This is a genomic window from Streptosporangium sp. NPDC000396 (genome assembly GCF_042898655.1).
GTDB lineage: Bacteria > Actinomycetota > Actinomycetes > Streptosporangiales > Streptosporangiaceae > Streptosporangium.
Genome location: NZ_JBIAZA010000016.1, coordinates 83,788 through 101,478, shown reverse-complemented (window position 1 = coordinate 101,478; position 17,691 = coordinate 83,788). Strand labels below are relative to the sequence as shown.

Genomic DNA, 17,691 nt, shown 5'->3' with positions numbered 1-17,691 from the left:
CTGAACCTCCGACGGAGGCGCGGGAAAAGCCCACAATGCCGTCACCTGCTCGACACCTGGCGATAAAGGTATGGTTCCCATCCATTGATTTCCTTCCTGGGTTCCCTCTGGAAGGAAAGACCCCATGTCCCAAGGACACTCCCGCCGCCGGTTCCTCACGGTCGGCGCCGGCGTACTGGCGGGCTCGTTGCTGCCGCCCTCCGTACACCGCGCGCTGGCGATGCCGGCGCCCTCCGGCGGCCTGTCCGCGATCAAGCACGTCGTGTTCCTGATGCAGGAAAACCGCTCGTTCGACCACTACTTCGGGACACTGCGCGGCGTACGGGGGTACGGCGACCGCAACGCGATCAAGCTTCCGGACGGCAAACCGGTCTTCGAACAGCCCTCGGCCTCCGGGCGGGTGCTCCCCTTCTCCGTGCGTGAGGCCGCGGGGCTGGTCGGCAAGGATCTGCAGTGGATCTCGGCGCTGGCACACGGCTGGAACGACGGCCAGGCCGCGGCGGCCAAGGGCTGGCACAACGGGTGGATTCCAGCCAAGTCGCCGGCCACGATGACGTACTACGAGCGCCAGGACATCCCGCTCCAGTACGAGCTGGCCGACACCTTCACGCTCTGCGACCACTACTTCTGCTCGGTGCTCTCCTCCACCAGCCCCAACCGCAACTACCACGTCAGCGGGCACACCGGCTTCGAACCGGGGACGACCAAGCGGGCCATCGACAACTCCGCCTACAGCGAGAACACCCACGCGGGCTACACCTGGTCCAACGCCGGAGAGATCCTGGAGGCCGCCGGGCACTCGTGGCAGGTCTACCACGAGTGGGACAACTACCAGGACAACAACCTGGAGTTCTTCGCCCGGTTCCGGCAGATCGCCCGCAAGGCGCTGCTCGGCGACTACAAGAGCATGGATTCCTTCTACAGCGCGGTCACGTCGGCGGACCCGGCTCAGCGCGAGCGGCTGCTGGCGCGCCTGGAGGAGGGCGTCGCGCGATTGACCCCGCAGGAGCGCTCGCTGTTCGACCGTGCGCTGCGCCGGGTACCGTCCACGACCCTGGCCCAGGCCTTCAGGGCCGACGTCGAGGCCGGGAAGCTGCCCAAGGTGAGCTACATCGTGCCGTCGTCGGTCGACTCCGAACACCCCTCGGACTCATCCCCGATCCAGAGCGCGCGGATCACCTACGACATCCTCGACGCCATCGCGTCCACTCCGGAGGTGTGGCAGTCGACCGCGCTGTTCATCACCTACGACGAGAACGACGGCTTCTTCGACCACATGCCGCCGCCGCGGCCTCCCGCCGAGATGACCGAGGAGTTCTACAACGGCAACCCGATCGGCCTGGGCGTCCGGGTCCCGATGACGATCGTCTCGCCGTGGACCGCCGGCGGCTACAGCTGCTCCCAGATCTTCGACCACTCCTCGACCGTACGGTTCCTGGAGACGTGGCTGGGCGTGCGCTTCCCCGACGTCTCCCGTTGGAGGCGCACGGTCTCCGGCGACCTGACCTCGGCCTTCGGCTTCACCTCCGACGGCCCCCGCCCGGCTCCCACCCAGCCCGCCCAGGTCCCGTCCTTCACCGGCCGCTGGCATCCGGCGCCGCCGGCCGAACAGCGCATGCCCGCGCAGGAGCCCGGGAGCCGTCCCGCGCGGCCGCTGCCGTACCAGCCGAACGCCTGGGCCCGGCTCCTTGAGAACGCTCTGGAACTGACCCTTGCCAACACCGGCCGCGACAGCGCGCACCTGACGCTCTACCCCTACGCGGGAGAGTTCGAGCACCCGCTCCATCTCGACGTGCTCGGTGTCACCACCCGGACGATCACCCTGAAGGATCGCTACGACCTGATCCTGACCGGCCCGAACGGTTTCCGTCGCGAGTTCTCCGGCGACCTGGGAGGCCAGGCCGCGCGAGTGCAGGTCCAGCAAGTGATCGACGTCGATCCGCGCAAGGTCCGCATCGAGATCACCAACCTCGGCGACCACCGCCTGAGGCTCAAGGTCCGGGCGAACGCCTACGGCACCAAGGAGCAGGAGGTGCCGCTCCGGCCGGGTCAGTACCGCCAGGTCGTCTGGCCCGTCGAGGAGTCCCAGGGCTGGTATGACGTGCAGATCACCTGCGAGGAGGACCCCTCCTACACGCGTCGCCTGATGGGTCATATCGAGAACGGCCGTCCCAGCGTCACCGGCTGACCCTGAGGGAGTCGGGAGGCAAAAGAAAGAGCCCCGCCCGCCGGGGCTCTTTCGAGGATGGAGGTGCCGGGAATCGACGGCGGCAGCGCGCGCGTGGCCGCCTAGCGAGCGACCTCTTGCTGGGGGCGCTCCGCGGGTGAGGTGACTTCGGCCGTGGCCCGCCGTACCGTCAAGGTCCGCGTGAGACGGGTCACCACCTCGGCGGCGAGCAGTCCCACCACCGCCCAGGCCGGGATGACCGGGAAGAGCGCGAGCGTGCCCACCGCGACCACCAGGCCGAGAGCGGTCCAGCCGGCCACCGGGCCAGCGGGCTGCCCGAGCAGCAGAGCGAGCACGAGGAAGGTCAGCCGGTAGAGCGCCAGGCCACCGCAGAGCGCCAGCGCCGCGCCGTACGGGAGGTGGCCGGGCTCGGCCACCGCCGTGCCCAGCCCCGCGGCCATCGAGGTGAGCGCGGCGACGACGGGGAAGTGCCCGATGCCCATGACGTCCCGCACCCGGGAGTTCTTGGCCGGAAGCAGCTCGCGCGCCGCGACCGCCGAGGTGAAGTCGAAGTAGCTCCACCACAGCGCCGCGAAGAGCACGAAACCGAGGCCGAGCACCACCCATCCGGCAGCCGACCAGTGCTGGTCCAGCGCGCCCAGGGCCGCGGCGACCGACTCGCCCAGCACGATGATGACGAACAGCCCGACCCGCTCGACGATGTGCGGCACCTGGTAGGACGGCTCGTGCTTGCGCGGCTGGATGACGATCAGCGTGACGACCTCGCAGGCGACGCCTGCGAGCCAGAGCAACGCCCGGTACGGCGGAGGCACGAAGATCGAGATCGCCCAGAGGGCGGAGCTGAACCCGTTGAAGGCGAGGACGACCTTCAGCGGCGCGACCGCCCACCACATCGCGAACGACACCACGCGCGAGGCGATGAAGCCCAGCGCGTAGACGGTGGCCCGCTCGCCAGTCGCCTCCGGAATCGCGACGGCCATCACGCCCATCGCCGCCATCGACGCGAGCAGCGCCAGCCGCGAGCGGGTGCTGTCGGAGCCGGTGACGTTCACGAAGACGGTGACGGTCAGCCATACCCACCAGGGGGCCACGAAGAGCAGGACGAACGTGCCGAACTGCGCCGGCCCCGGATCACCTTCGAGCAGATGGGCAAGCCTGGCGACGGCGACGACGAACACGAGGTCGAAGAAGAGCTCGGCCCACCCTGCCCGCTGCTCTTCCCCTTGACTGAGGGTCATGGCGGACAATTGTGACAGGAAGGTACAGGGGAGGCGTATTTCGTCCGTCAGCCACAGGCGAACGTGCCGCACCGCCCTCCGAAGCGCCCCAGAAGATCTTTGCGTCCTCGTAGTCGCCGTAGGCGCCGTCCCGACCTCTGCCTACGCTCGGCCGCACGCGCTGGGCGGTGATCCCGCCGCTGCGTTCCCAAACACGAAACCGCCCCTGACCTTGAGCCGTTTCGGCAGGTCAGAGGCGGTCTAATCTGGTGGAGGTGGCGGGAATCGAACCCGCGTCCTTCAACTCCAAGACAGGGCTTCTCCGGGTGCAGCCTGTTTCGCTTTTCTCAGCCCCGGCGTTCACACAGGCAAGACGCCGACGGGCTCAGCCACTGTTAGGTTTCCCGATCTCCCCCGTGGCCGGGTCGATCGGTTGAGCCTCCTAGCGATGCCGGATCCGGGCCGGAGGCGCTCCCGGGCCAGCAGAAGTCACTCGCTGCTTAGGCGGCGAGGGCCAGGCGAGCCTGGCTGACTTCGGAGTGCGTCTTATTGGCACTTGTTGTTTGCGGTCACAGTGTTAACGAGGTTATGTCCGCAGTCCTCGACCCGCTTCACCTGACTTGCAAAGCCAAAGTCGAAACCAGTCACCCCCTGTTGAGTTGTCAACTCGTCCCCGTGAGGCCGAGCGATCCGAAGATACCCCTTACAACACCGGTAACGCCAACTAAATTCCCGTGGAGGGGCTTCGCGGGGCCGGAAAACGCCGAAACCCCGGGAACACGGCGCTGTCGCACACGTTCCCGGGGTCGACCGGCAGGGTCGAGCCGGTCCAGATGGCAGGGCTCCCCCCGAGACGAAGCCCTATCTCATCGCGGCGACCGAGTCCGCAACCCCCCAAGCGGTGCTCAGTCACTTTGAAGGACGCAAACGAGATATCCGATGGTTGCTCAGAGTGATGAGAATATTTCTCGCAGTAATCGCCCGGCGTGCGGGCGCCGGGTCAGATCTCGGCCCGGCGCCCAGGCCCTGAGTCACGCTGGCCCGGCGCCCAGGCCCCGGGTCACGCTGGCCCGGCGCCCAGGCCCCGGGGCACAATCCGGTTCGATGCTCGACCTCTGGGTCACAGCCCGGCATGCAGCGTCTGGAAGAACCGCCCGGCGACGGCCGCTCCCGCGGTGGGGTCGGAGCTCTCCGTCAGCACCGCCACCGCCAGGTCCCCCTGCCAGCCGACGAACCAGGCCATCGGCTTGCGCCCCTGCGTCGCGGCGGCGGTGATGCCGTGAACCGGATCGCCCGCAGACGCGGCCGATTGGGCCGAGCCCGCGGTCACGCCCATGCGCATGAGCGACTGGAGGGTGCTGATCGTCTTCTTGTCGATCTCGATCGGGGCGGGTGCCTTCGGCGGCTCGGCCTCGGCTGACGGGTCCGGCGACTTCGGATCGGTGACCAGGACGGGTGGGTGCCAGGTGCCCGAGGAGATCGCTCCGGCGACCAGGGCCATGGAGAGCGGGCTGACCAGGACGTTCTGGCCGGCGATGGCCTTGGCGATGGCCGCGTCGCTGGCCAGCGGCCTCATCCTGCCGCTGAAGGTCTTCAACGGCAGGGTCCACTTCGCGTCGATGCCGAACCTCGCGGCGCTGTTCGTCAGCTCGGCACCGTCGACCTTGCGGGCCAGGGAGGCCAGCGCGGTCACACAGCCGGTGGCGAAGTTGGCCTGGATGCTCGGGGCGCTTCCGGCGGGCGATGTGGCCTGATGGAACGGGACTCCGGCCACGCTCCGGTCGGCGGGGCAGGCGAGCTTCTGCTTGAGGTTCGTCCGGGTCTTGAGCAGCGCCTCGACGGACATGATCGAGAAGATGGTCCCGGGGTGGAACCTCCCGGCGAGCGCGTGCCTCTCCTGGTGGTATTCCTTGGTGCTGCCGATGGCCCGAACCTCACCGGTCGACGCCTGGACCGCGACCAGCATGCCGGGCGTGCCGGCGAGCAGTGCGGCGTTGGCCGCCTTCTGGGTGGGAAGGTCGAGCGTGGTGTGCACCGACGAGGTGGACCGGGCGGGCCGCCATTTGCGGAGCTCCGCGACCTCCCGCTTCGTCTTGACGTCCAGGGTGATCACCCTGGTCTGTGTCGCACCGGTCAGGTATTCCTGATAGACCTTCTGCAACCCGCTCCGGCCGACCGTGTCTCCGGCCCGTTGCGGCCCGCCGAGCTGCAGCTCGGTCTCCGGCGTGACCGCGGTGACGGTGCCGACGATCTGGGCTGGCGCGTTCAGGTCGGGCGCGAGCCGCTGCCGCTCCTCGGAGATCTCGATGCCCTCGATGGCCTTGAGCTGGTCGAGGAGCTTCTCGTATGTCCTGCGGCCGAAGGTGACCAGCGGCACCGGGTTGTTGGGCGGGGCGGAGCGGATCCGGCTCAGCAGGCGGTCCTGCGGGAAGCCGGTGACTTTGGAAAGCTGCTCGCAGACCGCGACCGGGTCTTTCAGCGTGGCCGGCCTGACCGTCGCCACGAACAGGGTGGCCTCCTGCTGGAGCGCGCCACCGGTGCGGTCCAGGATCTGCTGGCGCTGCTCGGGGACCACGTCCACGGCGAACCGCTGGCCCTCGTGCAACTGGGGGTGGAGCACACTCGGGGACCAGCGCACCTTCCAGGTGCCGTCCACCAGGTGGAGCGGAAGCTTGCCGGTGTATTCCCACAGGGGGTTGTTCTCCCCCAGGTCGACCTCGGCCTCGAAGTCGGCCTCGACCTCGTCCGCCGCGCGACGGAGCCCCTTGACCTTGAAGCGGAACGAGGCCGCGTCAAGCTGGATCTTGACGTTCTCCAGGGCCGTGCGGACCGTCTTCTCGTCGCCGTCGGTGCGCCGAGCCGCCGTGGCGTAGTCGCCCGTCTGCCAGCCCACCAGAAAGTCACGCACCGCCTCGTGGGCCGACGGCTCCTCGAAACACGCGGACAGCATGGGGACCGTCGCCGCCAGCGCGAGCACCGCGGCGACGGTCCGCCGAGCCTTCCCCGTCACGATTACCTGTTCCTGTGCCGAATCTCGCGGGCCATCTCACGCTTGGCCTGCTTCTCGGCCAGCGTCTGCCGCTTGTCCCAGTCTTTCTTTCCCTTTGCGAGGCCGATCTCGACCTTGGCCTTGCCGTCCTTGAAGTAGATCGAAAGCGGCACCAGGGTCAGGCCGCCCTCCTTGGTCCTGGAGAGCAGCTTGTCGATCTCCTTACGGTGAAGCAGCAGCTTGCGAGTCCGGCGCGCCGCGTGATTCGTCCACGTCCCCATCGTGTACTCGGGGATGTGAGCGTTGATCAACCAGGCCTCGCCGTCCTTGACGACGGCGTATCCGTCGATGAGGGAGGCGCGGCCAAGGCGCAACGACTTGACCTCTGTGCCCTGCAGCACGAGACCAGCCTCATAGGTGGCCTCAATGTGATAGTCGTGCCAGGCACGCTTGTTCTGGGCGATGACCTTCCGCCCGGTCTCACGTGGCATGCCTTCGAGCCTACCGGGGACCGGGGGAACGAGCCGCGCCCGCGGACGCGTCACACACGCAGATAACGGCGGAGCGTGATGAACGAGGCGAACACACAGATGAGCACACCGAAGATCATAGTGAGGGTGATCACCGTGGCCACGGTCTCCCACGTGAGCTGGGTGTTGGCGAGATAGACCTGCACCTTGTCGAAGAGGAACACCTTGCTGACGATCAGCATCACCGCGGCCAGCACACCGCCGATCAGGCCGGCGATGACGCCCTCCATGACGAACGGGAGCTGGATGTAGATGTTGGACGCGCCGACCAGCCGCATGATGCCGGTCTCACGCCTGCGGTTGTAGGCCGACAGCCGGACCGTGTTGCCGATCAGCAGCGTAGCCGCGAAGACCAGGATGATGGCGATCACGAGAGCCGCCCAGCGAAGGCTCTCCAGCAGCCCGAAGAACTTCTCCAGGAGTTGCTGCTGGTTGACCACGTTGGAGACCCCGGGGGCACCCTTGAGGGTGTCGACCACCGCCTGGTAGTTGTTGGGGTCCTTGAGCTTCACCCGGAACGACTCCGGCATGTCCTCGGGGCGTACGGCCGCGAGCGTCACGGAGTCGGACCTGAACTGGTTCTTGAAGTTCTCGTAGGCCTTGGCCGAGTCCTCGAACTCGACCCTCTCGACGTCGGGCAGCCCCTGGATCTTCGCCTGGAGCTCGTTCTTCTGCTGTTCGTTGACGCCGCGGCTGCCCTTGCAGCTCGGGAACGGGCTGTTCTTGCTACACAGATAGACCGAGATCTCGACCCTGTCCGCCCAGTAGTCCTTCATGCCGGAGATCTGGGAGTTGATCATCAGGCCGACGCCCAGCAGCGCCATACCGACGGCCACGGTCACGACCACCGCGATGGTCATCGTGAGGTTACGGCGGAGGCCGATCCAGACTTCCGAGAAGATGAAGTTTGCCCGCATGCTCTTCCTGTCGCTTCGCTTCTGCCGGTCCTGGTCTCAGTACGCCTGGCCGTACACGCCACGCGACTGGTCTCGGACGATCTTTCCGTCCTCCAGTTCCACTACGCGCTTGCGCATGGAGTCGACGATGGCCGCATCATGCGTGGCCATGACAACAGTAGTGCCGGTCCGGTTGATCCGGTCGAGCACCTTCATGATGCCGATGCTCGTCGCGGGGTCGATGTTTCCGGTCGGCTCGTCGGCCAGCAGGATCATCGGCCGGTTGACGAACGCGCGGGCCATGGCGACCCGCTGCTGCTCGCCACCCGACAGCTCGTCGGGCATCCGGTGGGCCTTGCCCTCCAGGCCGACCAGCTCGACGACCTCGGGCACGACCTTACGGATGAACCGCCGGGGCTTGCCGATGACCTCCAGGGCGAACGCGACGTTCTCGTACACGTTCTTGTTCGGCAGGAGCCGGAAGTCCTGGAACACGCAGCCGATCCGGCGGCGCAGGTGGGGGACCTTGAAGTTGGACAGTCGAGCGAGGTCCTTGCCCGCTACGTGAACCGCACCCGAGTCGGGGCGCTCCTCTTTCAAGATCAGGCGAAGGAAGGTCGACTTCCCGGACCCCGAGGGGCCGACGAGAAACACGAACTCGCCCTTGTCGACATCGACGCTGACGTGGTCCAACGCGGGCCGGTTCTGGTTCGCGTAGACCTTGGTGACATTATCAAAATGGATCACGGGCGCATCACGGCATGCCAGTCTAGGGGGTAGGACGGTCGCGGTAGTGGCAGAGGTCCAACTTCCGCCTCTCGCCGGTCGGGGGGCGCCGGTCTTTGCTCTCGATCGACGTTCCGGTTGGCCGGAGCCCAGTCTAGGGGGAAGACTGGCATGGAAAGTCCATAACGGAAACAAAACGATTCGGCGCCCGGTAACGACCGCATAAAGTGGTTCTGAGTTCACAGAGGGAAGGCATCATGAGCTGGAGAGGGAGGGCATCATGAGCTGTGAAGACCTCGTCTGCGCACGCTGTGCGCACCCTGTCGCGGAAGGCAGGTGCCCCCAGTGCCGTGCCAGCCGCGAGCGGATGCACCATCACGGTCTGGACGGAATGGCCCCTGCGCTGGTCCTGCTGGCGCTGATGGCGTTGCTCTTCCTCACCCTCGCCCTGAAGCACCTCACGGGCGCTTGAGCGCCTCCTGAGCGCTTCAGGAAACCGGGCAAAGGGCACTTCAGGGCATCTTCTCAGATCCCGGTCGTGCCCTGGGGGCCGGATGCCTAGGCTTCGACGCCCGACTCCTGACGGCGGGTCCACCGGATCTCCGCCTCGATGAAACCGTCGAGGTCGCCGTCGAGCACCGCGCTCGGGTTGCCCGCCTCCATGCCCGTCCGCAGGTCCTTGACGATCTGGTACGGGTGCAGCACGTAGTTACGGATCTGGGTGCCCCATGAGGTCGTGGACTCGCCCCGGATCTCGTTCAGCGCCGCGGCCTCCTCCTGCCGCTTGCGCTCCAGCAGCTTCGACTGCAGAACCGCCATCGCCGTCGCCTTGTTCTGCAGCTGGGAACGCTCGTTCTGGCAGGAGACCACGATGCCGGTGGGCAGGTGGGTCAGGCGAACCGCGGAGTCGGTGGTGTTGACGCCCTGGCCGCCGGGACCGGAGGAACGGTAGACGTCGACTCGCAGGTCGTCCTCGTTGATGTCGATGTGGTCGGTCGTCTCGACGACCGGCACCACGTCCACGCCCGCGAAGGAGGTCTGGCGGCGTCCCTGGTTGTCGAAGGGGCTGATCCGGACCAGACGGTGCGTGCCGTGCTCTCCGCGAAGGGTGCCGTAGGCGTAGGGCGCCTTGACGGTGAAGGTCGCCGACTTGATCCCGGCCTCCTCGGCGTAGGAGGTCTCGTAGACCTCCGTCGGGTAGCCCTTGCGCTCGGCCCACCGTATGTACATGCGCATGAGCATCTGCGCCCAGTCGGCGGCGTCCACACCACCGGCCTGGGAGTTGATCGTGACGACCGCCTCGCGCGCGTCGTATTCGCCCGAGAGCAGGGTGCGGACCTCCAGAGCGCCGATCTCGCTCCGCAGGCCCTCCAGCTCGCGGCCGGCCTCCTCACGGGTGTCCTCGTCGTCCTCGGCATCGGCGAGCTCGTAAAGGACCGTCAGGTCGTCCAGCCGCTGCCCCAGGGTCTCGATCCTGTTGACCTCGCCCTGCAGGTAGGAGAGCTTGCTGGTGACCTTTTGAGCCCGCTCCTGGTCGTTCCACAGGTCGGGCGCGGCGGCCTGCTCCTCCAGCTCCTCGATCTGCTTGCGTATCGCGTCGAGGTCGAGCACGTCCTTGATGCTGTTCAGCGTGCCGCTAAGCTCGTTGATCTCTTCTGCCGGATCCATGAGTGCCACGTCTGTAAAGGGTACGCGACTACCGAACCCCGTTGTGTACGGCTCGCATCCCACGATGGCTAGCATGGGCCCGCGAGGGGCACCACAAGGAGGCGGACGTGCGGGAACAGCGGCGACGTGGCCTGCTCGCGCTCGCCATCGCACTTGTCATGGGGGTCACAGGGGTCGCGGCATGCTCGGCCTCCGACGACACCACCCCGAAACTGAGCGCCTCGGCCCCCGGCTCCGCCACTCCTTCCGCCCTGGCCGCCCCTCCGGTGACGCTGGCTGAGGCCGAGAAGGCGCTGACGGGCATCCTCGCCGTCCAGGAGGTCCTGGCCCAGGCGACGCCGCGCCTGGACGCCGACTACAAGAACATCCGGAAACAGACCCGCGACGCGCAGGAGGCCCTCATCACGGCCGCCTTCAAAGCCTCCGAGAACGTGTCTCCGCACTATGTCTGGGGTAAGCCGCAGCTGCTGGTTCCCCGGACGCAGCAGAGCCCTCCTTACTGGTTCGCCGCGATCGTGAACCGCGAGGACACGGCGGGCACGGTGCGCACCGCCGTACTGACGCTGACGAAGCGCGACGAGAAATGGTTCATCAGCTCCGTCGCGCTGCTGGAGCCGGGCGTGCGGGCGCCGGAGATCGCCAAGGACGCGGAGGGTTACGCGACCGCCTTGGACGAGGAGGATCCGACCGTCGAGATCAGCCCGCGGCTCATGGCGCCGCTCCACGCGACCTCGGCCGAGGAGGGCACCGCGGGACTCGCCACCAAGCTGATCGAGCAGGGTCCGCACACCACCGACTACGCCACGGAGATCGCGACCAACCGGCTCACCTACAAGGCGGAGAAGTGCCTGGGCTATGACTCGATCTTCGGCGCGGGCGACCAGCCGGTGCGCGCCCTGCGCACCGCCGACGGCGGGGCCATGGTCACATACTCGCTGACCAGGACCACCACCCTGACGTCCAAGGTCGAGCCCTGCTCGCTGGGCGAGGGGTATCTCGAGGGGTATCTTCACGCGCTGCCGAACGCCGAGAAGCTGGCCTCGGATCCCCGCGCGGCGAAAGAGGTGCGTACCCAGGAGACGCAGCTGTACGTGAGCACCGTCCCGGCCAAGGGCAGCGGCAAGCTGGCCAAGGTCATCGGCTATCTGGGCGGCACCACCAGGGTGTTCGCCAACTGACCGCCCGGGCCGGCCGAGGCGACCGAGACGATCCGGCCGGAGGGTGATCGGGTGATCCGGGCTCCGCGATCGGGAGCCCGGATCGCGTGGGTCACCCTTCGCTGTGCGGGAGGTTGGTGGTGGCCACCAGCGTGCGGATCGCGCGCAGCGCCACCGACAGCGTCGCGAGGTCGAAGGTGTCGCTCTCCCAGATCTCCGACAGGGTCTGCCGGGCCCGGGCCACCGCCGCCGAGTTCGCCTCGGTCCAGCTCGCCAGGCGCTCCTCGGGCGTCAGCCCCGGCTTGCTGTGCACCAGGACGTCACGGGTGAGCGAGGCGTGCGCGGCGTAGAGGTCGTCTCGCAGCGCGGCCCGTGCCATGGAGTTCCACCGGCTGTCCCTGGGCAGCGCGATGACGCGCTCGCGCAGTCTGGACAGCTGGAGCCGGTCGGCCAGGTCGAAGTAGACCTCGGCCACCTCGTTCACCGGGCGGTCGGTGTACGAGGCCACTTCCACCAGGTCGAACGTGGAGTAGGCCGGGACCATCGCGGCGACCCGCTCGGCCAGCTCGGCGGGCACGCCCCGGGCGACGAACCCGTCGCGGCGCTCTTCGAACGCCGCCAGGTCGGACCCGGTCAGCAGCTTGGGCAGGTGCGGCAGCAGGCCGTTCATGCCCTTGGTGAAGAAGGTCACCGTGGAGGCGAGGTCCAGCGGCGCCCGGCGGTTGCCGAGCATCCAGCGGGTGCCGCGCTCGGCGAGCTTGCGCGCCTCCAGCTCCATGGCGATCTGGGTGGAGGTGTCCACCTTGTTGTCCAGCTCCTCCAGCTGCCGCCAGAAGCTCTGCAGGTCGAAGACCTCGCGCGTGACCAGGTAGGCGCGGGCGATGTCGGAGGAAGACGCGCCGCTCTCCTCGCCGAGGCGGAACAGGAAGGTGGTGCCGCTGGAGTTGATCATGTCGTTCACCACACCGGTGGTGATGATCTCCCGGCGGAGCGGGTGGGAGTCCATGTAGGAGCGCTGGCGCTCACGCAGCGCCGACGGGAAGTAGGACACCAGCCAGGACGCCAGGTAGGGGTCGTCGGGCAGGTCGGAGGCGAGGATCTCGGCGTCCGCCACCAGCTTGGTGTAGGCCAGCAGCACCGAGAACTCCGGCGCGGTCAGTCCGAGCCCGGCCTGGCGCCGCTCGGCGAGCGTCTTGTCCGACGGCAGGAACTCCAGCTCCCGGTTGACCAGCCCGTCCCGCTCCATCCTGCGCAGCTGGCGCGCGTGGATGTGCAGCATCTCGGCCGCCTGCTCGCGGGCGGCGGCCAGCACCACGTTCTGGTCGTAGTTGTCCCGCAGGACCAGCTCGGCCACCTCGTCGGTCATGTCGAGGAAGAGCTGGTTGCGCTGCTTGTCGGTGAGCTCGCCGTCGCGGACCGCCCGGTCCAGCAGGATCTTGATGTTCACCTCGTGGTCGGAGGTGTCCACCCCGGCGGAGTTGTCGATGAAGTCGGTGTTGACGAGGCCGCCGTTGAGGGCGAACTCGATCCGGGCGAGCTGGGTGAAGCCCAGGTTGCCGCCCTCGCCGATCACCTTGCAGCGCAGCTCGGAGGCGTTGACCCGCAGGCCGTCGTTGGCCTTGTCGCCGACGTCTGCGTGCGACTCGCTGGAGGCCTTGGCGTAGGTGCCGATGCCGCCGTTCCACAGCAGGTCCACCGGGGCCCGGAGGATGGCGCTGATCAGGTCGTTGGGCGGCAGGGAGGTCACCTCGTCGGCGATGCCGAGCGCGGTGCGCATCTGCGGGGAGAGCGGGATCGACTTGGCCGTGCGCGGCCAGACGCCGCCGCCCTGCGAGATGAGCGAGGGGTCGTAGTCCTCCCACGAGCTGCGCGGCAGCGCGAACAGCCGGGCCCGCTCGGCGTAGCTGCGCGCGGAGTCCGGGTCGGGGTCGACGAAGACGTGCCGGTGGTCGAAGGCGGCGATCAGCCGGATGTGCTGGGAGAGCAGCATGCCGTTGCCGAACACGTCACCGGACATGTCGCCGACACCGGCCACGGTGAAGTCGGTGGTCTGGGTGTCCACGCCCATCGCGCGGAAGTGGTATTTGACCGACTCCCAGGCACCGCGGGCGGTGATGCCCATGGCCTTGTGGTCGTAGCCGATCGAACCGCCGGAGGCGAAGGCGTCGCCCAGCCAGAAGCCGTACTCCTTGGCCACCTCGTTGGCGATGTCGGAGAACGTCGCGGTGCCCTTGTCGGCGGCGACCACCAGGTAGGTGTCGTCCTCGTCGTTCCTGACCACGTCGGGCGCCGGGACGACCTGGCCGTCGATGAGGTTGTCGGTGACATCCAGCAGGCCGGAGATGAACATCCGGTAGCAGGCGATGCCCTCGGCCAGCACGTCTTCCCGAGCCCCCGACTTCGGCGGATTTTTCACCACAAAGCCGCCCTTGGAGCCGGTGGGGACGATGACGGTGTTCTTCACCATCTGCGCCTTCACCAGCCCGAGAACCTCCGTGCGGAAGTCCTCCATCCGGTCCGACCAGCGCAACCCGCCTCGCGCGACCTTGCCGAAGCGCAGGTGAACGCCCTCGACCCGGGGCGAGTAGACGAAGATCTCGAACTTCGGCCGGGGCAGCGGCAGCACGCTGATCGACGGTGAGTCGAACTTCAGGCTGATGTACGGCTTGCGCTCGCCGTTCACCGTCTGGAAGTAGTTCGTCCGCAACGTGGCCTTGATCATCTCCAGGTAGGCCCGCAGAATGCGGTCCTCGTCCAGGGAGGCCACGTCGTCCAGGGCGCCGAGGATCTCCTCCTGCAGCGCCTCGGCCAGCTCCGTGCGGACCTCCTCCGCACGCCGGGGGTCGAGCCTGGCCTCGAACAGCCGCACCAGCAGGCGCGCCAGCCGTACGTTGCCCAGCAGCACCCGTTCGATGTAGTCCTGGCTGAACGTGGTCCCGGCCTGGCGCAGGTATTTGGCGTAGACCCGCAGGATCTCGGCCTGCTCCCAGGTCAGCCCGGCGGCCAGGACGAGCCCGTTGAACCCGTCGCTCTCCACCCGGCCCCGCCACAGCGCGCCGAAGGCGTCCTGGAACAGCCGCTTGAACTCGTCCCTGTCCACCTCCGAGGAGGGGGTGTAGCGCAGGCCGAAGTCGTAGATCCAGGCGTCCGTGGTCTCCGGGGTGTTGTCGCGGTCGATCTCGTACGGCCGCTCGTCGACCACCTCGACGCCCATCCGCTGGAGCAGCGGCAGCACGTGCGACAGGGAGATGGGCGCGCCGATCCGGTAGAGCTTGAACCGGCGCTCGCCCTCCGCGGCGTCGTACGGCTCGTAGAGGTTCATCCCGATCTCGTCGGGCGACGTGGCGAGCGCCTCCAGGCGGCGCAGGTCGGCGACCGCCATCCGGGCCGGGAAGTCGGCCTTGTAGCCCTCGGGGAACGCCGAGGCGTAGCGGCGGATGAGCCTGGGCGCCTCCTCCTCCGAGCTCAGCTCGGAGATGGCGGTGGTCAGGTCGTCCTCCCAGGAGCGGGTGGCGGCGGCCAGCTTGCTCTCGAGCTCCTCCACGTCGACCGCGTCGACGCTCAGCGGCTTGCCTCTCTCGCCGCGCACGACCACGTGCAACCGGGCGAGAACCGACTCACCGATCATCGCGCTGTAGTCGAAGGAGGTCCCGCCGGCCGCCTTGAGCAGGATCTCCTGCATCTTGATGCGGATCTTGGTGGTGTAACGGTCACGCGGGAGGTAGACCAGGAACGAGATGTAGCGGCCGAAGTCGTCCGGGCGGATGAAGACCTTGACCTGCTTGCGCTCGCGCAGCCTGAGCACGCCGAGCGCGATCGGCAGCAACTGCTCCACCGAGGTCTGGAAGAGCTCGTCCCGGGGGAAGGTCTCCAGGATCTCGATGAGGTCCTTGCCGTCGTGGCTGTCGGCGGCCAGCCCGGCCAGGTCGAGGACCTCGGCCAGCTTGCGCCGGAGCACCGGGATCCGGGAGATCGACTCGTTGTAGGCCACGTGGGTGAACAGGCCGAGGAAACGCCGCTCGCCGACGACCTCCCCCTCGGCGTCGAAGAGCTTCACGCCCACGTAGTCCAGGTAGGCCGGGCGGTGCACGGTGGCGCGGGTGTTGGCCTTGGTGATGATCAGCATCTGCTGCTTCTCGCGGGCCTTGGCGCGCAGCTCGGGAGTGAGCGCCGCGAAGCTCTCCGACCCCGCCTTGTCATGGCGGAGGATGCCCAGCCCGGTCCCGGGCACCGGGCGTAGCGCGTCGCCCTCCTCGCCCTCCTCCAGGCGGTATTCGCGGTAGCCCAGGAAGGTGAAGTGGCCGTCGGCCAGCCAGCGCATCAGCTCCAGGCTGTCCTCGACCCCCGCCAGGTCCAGCAGCGGCGGGTTGATCGAGACGTCCTCCGCGGTCTGTACGGCGAGGGCCCGCATCTTGGCGAAGTCCTCGACGGCGTAGCGCACGTCGGACAGGACCCGCTGCAGGTCGGTCTCAAGCTGCTTGAGCACGCCCGGGTCGGCCTGCCGGTCGATCTCGAAGTGCATCCAGGACTCGACGAGCACCTGCCCGGTGACGTCTTCCTGGTCCTGGCCGAGCAGCTTGCCGGTCATGTCCCGGCGCACCCGCATCTGCGGGTGGACGATGAGCTGGACGCCGATCCCGTGCCGGCCGAGCTCCATGGTCACCGAGTCGACCAGGAAGGGCATGTCGTCGGTGACCACCTCGACGACCGAGCACCCGGGGTCCCAGCCGTGCTCCTCCAGGCTCGGCGTGTAGGCCCGCACCAGGGCACGGCCCTGGGGGCGCTTCTCGGCGAGCTGCCGCTGGGCCATCGCCGGGCCGTACACATCGACCGGATTGCGGCTCAGCAGGTCTTCTGGAGCGACATGCCGGTAGTAGAGCTTCAGATAGGCCAGCGCCTCCTCAACACTCACGTGGTCACTGCCCGGTGTGTGCGCGCACGTCTCGGCGGCACTCCTCAGCAGCTCGTCCTTCGCCTCGTTGAGCGGCATGTCGCTCTCACTCCTTTGTGAGGGGTTTTTCCATATTTGGTAGGGAGTCACGGTTAAGTCCGTACTGCCCGCGGCGGGGGAGGTAATGCGGGCGCGGGCGCCCTCCGACCGGTGTATGACGGTTCCGCCGAACCGCTCGCACCTGATTCCGCTCGGATCCGCCACTCGGCCGTCACCACGTGACATGACCGCCACGGGACGGCCCTGCCTCGGATGGATCGCCTTTTGGCCAGTCGCCCCGGGTCGTCATGTGACCCGCGGTCTCTCATCGCCTGCAGCGGAAGGCCGGAGGTCTCGTGGTCGGAGACGGCAGGCCTTCGCCGGGAAAGGGCGGTGATACAAGCATTCCACACGGTGGGCTCAGCGAGGTGACGCCACCGCGCCCCCTTCTCACCCGTACTCCGCCCACCGGGCACTGCCCGCGGCACAACACCTCCAGCGGCCACCTACTTCGATCCCCGTTGACCGAAACGCGCCGCCGCTCCTGATATCACCCGAAAAGCTGTAAAACGTCAACGTGACGTCCGGCCATCCCCGCAGGCATTGGAGCGGTCCCGCCGTACGGCGTCGAGCAGTCCGGGAACCTCACTCAGCTCCCGGAGCTCGGCCTGACACTCCTCACATGCCATGAGGTGGCGTTCGAACACCTCGTGGTCCTCTTCGTCGAGCACCCCGAGGGCGTATGCCACCACGTCATGGTGTGGGGAGGGGGACATCAGCTCGCGACACCTCTCTCCTTCAGGATCTTCCGAAGGGCTCGGATCCCGTAGTAGAGCCGAGACTTGACCGTGCCCGGCGGGATCCCGAGGATCTCCGCCGCCTCGTTAATCGTACGGTCCCGTAGGTAGGTGTGCTCGATGACTTCGCGGTGTTCTTCGGACAGATCCTGCAGCGCGTCGGCGACGATCATCGCCTCAAGCGTCTGGTCGGCTCCGTCGGGGACAGGGACGGCGTCCGCGTCGGCGGGTTCGACCTCCTGAGGTCTCGCCCCCCGCCTGCGGCGGCCGTCGATGACGATACGGCGGGCGACGGTGAGGAGCCAGGCCCACAGAAGGCCCGGCTCCCGGTGCAACCTGCTCGCGTTACGCCAGGCCCGCAGGATCGTCTCCTGGACGACATCCTCGGCCCACTGCAGATCGTTTCCGGTGGACTTGCGCACATGCCGGAGCAGGGGAACGCCGAACTCCCGGTAAAGCGCTTCTACCAGGACATTCTCATCATCGGAGTCCACTGCTTCGAGCCGGCTGTCGAGTTGACGACGCACGGGCACATCTTTACACCTTCGTTATCAGTCCCGTCTGCAACTCTGGCAACTCAGTTATTTCTGACT

The 17,691-nt window shown here is 67.7% G+C and carries 12 protein-coding genes and 1 other RNA gene; 3 read left to right on the top strand and 10 right to left on the bottom strand.

Annotated features, from left to right (window positions below):
* Window positions 1–124: 124 nt before the first annotated feature.
* Window positions 125–2,188: a phosphocholine-specific phospholipase C gene (locus tag ACFY2X_RS25670; protein ID WP_389942067.1), complete on the top strand. Its 2,064-nt coding sequence runs from the start codon at window positions 125–127 to the stop codon at window positions 2,186–2,188.
* A 101-nt stretch (window positions 2,189–2,289) separates the two neighbouring features.
* On the opposite strand, the gene ACFY2X_RS25665 is transcribed toward ACFY2X_RS25670, so the two are convergent.
* The 6 genes from ACFY2X_RS25665 to ftsE all read right to left on the bottom strand — a co-directional run bounded on the left by ACFY2X_RS25665 (window position 2,290) and on the right by ftsE (window position 8,567).
* Complete coding sequence (locus tag ACFY2X_RS25665; RefSeq protein ID WP_389942064.1) at window positions 2,290–3,426, bottom strand: low temperature requirement protein A; 1,137 nt, start codon at window positions 3,424–3,426, stop codon at window positions 2,290–2,292.
* 246 nt (window positions 3,427–3,672) lie between these two features.
* Window positions 3,673–4,057, bottom strand: a transfer-messenger RNA (tmRNA) gene (ssrA, locus tag ACFY2X_RS25660).
* A 468-nt stretch (window positions 4,058–4,525) separates the two neighbouring features.
* Window positions 4,526–6,415: a penicillin-binding transpeptidase domain-containing protein gene (locus ACFY2X_RS25655; protein WP_389942062.1), complete on the bottom strand. Its 1,890-nt coding sequence runs from the start codon at window positions 6,413–6,415 to the stop codon at window positions 4,526–4,528.
* A 2-nt stretch (window positions 6,416–6,417) separates the two neighbouring features.
* Entirely contained in the window at window positions 6,418–6,885 is a 468-nt protein-coding gene (gene smpB, locus ACFY2X_RS25650) for an SsrA-binding protein SmpB (protein WP_389942059.1), read from the bottom strand.
* 50 nt (window positions 6,886–6,935) lie between these two features.
* On the bottom strand, window positions 6,936–7,841 hold the full coding sequence (gene ftsX / locus ACFY2X_RS25645; RefSeq protein WP_389942056.1) for a permease-like cell division protein FtsX: 906 nt from the start codon (window positions 7,839–7,841) through the stop codon (window positions 6,936–6,938).
* A gap of 36 nt (window positions 7,842–7,877) precedes the next feature.
* Complete coding sequence (ftsE, locus tag ACFY2X_RS25640) at window positions 7,878–8,567, bottom strand: cell division ATP-binding protein FtsE (protein ID WP_389942054.1); 690 nt, start codon at window positions 8,565–8,567, stop codon at window positions 7,878–7,880.
* 259 nt (window positions 8,568–8,826) lie between these two features.
* Here ftsE and ACFY2X_RS25635 point away from each other — a divergent pair, with 259 nt between their 5' ends.
* The gene (locus ACFY2X_RS25635) at window positions 8,827–9,018 is read left to right on the top strand and encodes a hypothetical protein (protein ID WP_389942051.1); all 192 of its coding nucleotides are present in this window, start codon (window positions 8,827–8,829) and stop codon (window positions 9,016–9,018) included.
* 86 nt (window positions 9,019–9,104) lie between these two features.
* On the opposite strand, the gene prfB is transcribed toward ACFY2X_RS25635, so the two are convergent.
* The gene (gene prfB / locus ACFY2X_RS25630; RefSeq protein WP_389942048.1) at window positions 9,105–10,223 is read right to left on the bottom strand and encodes a peptide chain release factor 2; all 1,119 of its coding nucleotides are present in this window, start codon (window positions 10,221–10,223) and stop codon (window positions 9,105–9,107) included.
* 98 nt (window positions 10,224–10,321) lie between these two features.
* On the opposite strand from prfB, the gene ACFY2X_RS25625 reads away from it, so the two are divergent.
* Complete coding sequence (locus tag ACFY2X_RS25625) at window positions 10,322–11,392, top strand: hypothetical protein (protein ID WP_389942045.1); 1,071 nt, start codon at window positions 10,322–10,324, stop codon at window positions 11,390–11,392.
* A gap of 91 nt (window positions 11,393–11,483) precedes the next feature.
* Here ACFY2X_RS25625 and ACFY2X_RS25620 read toward each other — a convergent pair whose 3' ends face one another.
* From ACFY2X_RS25620 to ACFY2X_RS25610, 3 genes are all read right to left on the bottom strand, one after another.
* Complete coding sequence (locus ACFY2X_RS25620; RefSeq protein ID WP_389942043.1) at window positions 11,484–16,361, bottom strand: NAD-glutamate dehydrogenase; 4,878 nt, start codon at window positions 16,359–16,361, stop codon at window positions 11,484–11,486.
* Window positions 16,362–16,873: 512 nt separating this feature from the next.
* The gene (locus ACFY2X_RS25615; RefSeq protein ID WP_389942040.1) at window positions 16,874–17,077 is read right to left on the bottom strand and encodes a zf-HC2 domain-containing protein; all 204 of its coding nucleotides are present in this window, start codon (window positions 17,075–17,077) and stop codon (window positions 16,874–16,876) included.
* The gene (locus ACFY2X_RS25610) at window positions 17,077–17,625 is read right to left on the bottom strand and encodes a sigma-70 family RNA polymerase sigma factor (RefSeq protein WP_389942397.1); all 549 of its coding nucleotides are present in this window, start codon (window positions 17,623–17,625) and stop codon (window positions 17,077–17,079) included. The genes ACFY2X_RS25615 and ACFY2X_RS25610 overlap by 1 nt, the downstream gene beginning before the upstream one ends.
* Between the last annotated feature and the right edge of the window lie 66 nt (window positions 17,626–17,691).

What these genes read in the sequence shown, in the direction of transcription:
- ACFY2X_RS25670 (WP_389942067.1), top strand. Translation starts at nt 125, where the DNA reads ATGTCCCAAGGACACTCCCGCCGCCGGTTCCTCACGGTCGGCGCCGGC.
- ACFY2X_RS25615 (WP_389942040.1), bottom strand. Translation starts at nt 17,077, where the DNA reads ATGTCCCCCTCCCCACACCATGACGTGGTGGCATACGCCCTCGGGGTG.
- ftsX (WP_389942056.1), bottom strand. Translation starts at nt 7,841, where the DNA reads ATGCGGGCAAACTTCATCTTCTCGGAAGTCTGGATCGGCCTCCGCCGT.
- ACFY2X_RS25665 (WP_389942064.1), bottom strand. Translation starts at nt 3,426, where the DNA reads ATGACCCTCAGTCAAGGGGAAGAGCAGCGGGCAGGGTGGGCCGAGCTC.
- smpB (WP_389942059.1), bottom strand. Translation starts at nt 6,885, where the DNA reads ATGCCACGTGAGACCGGGCGGAAGGTCATCGCCCAGAACAAGCGTGCC.
- ACFY2X_RS25635 (WP_389942051.1), top strand. Translation starts at nt 8,827, where the DNA reads ATGAGCTGTGAAGACCTCGTCTGCGCACGCTGTGCGCACCCTGTCGCG.
- ACFY2X_RS25620 (WP_389942043.1), bottom strand. Translation starts at nt 16,361, where the DNA reads ATGCCGCTCAACGAGGCGAAGGACGAGCTGCTGAGGAGTGCCGCCGAG.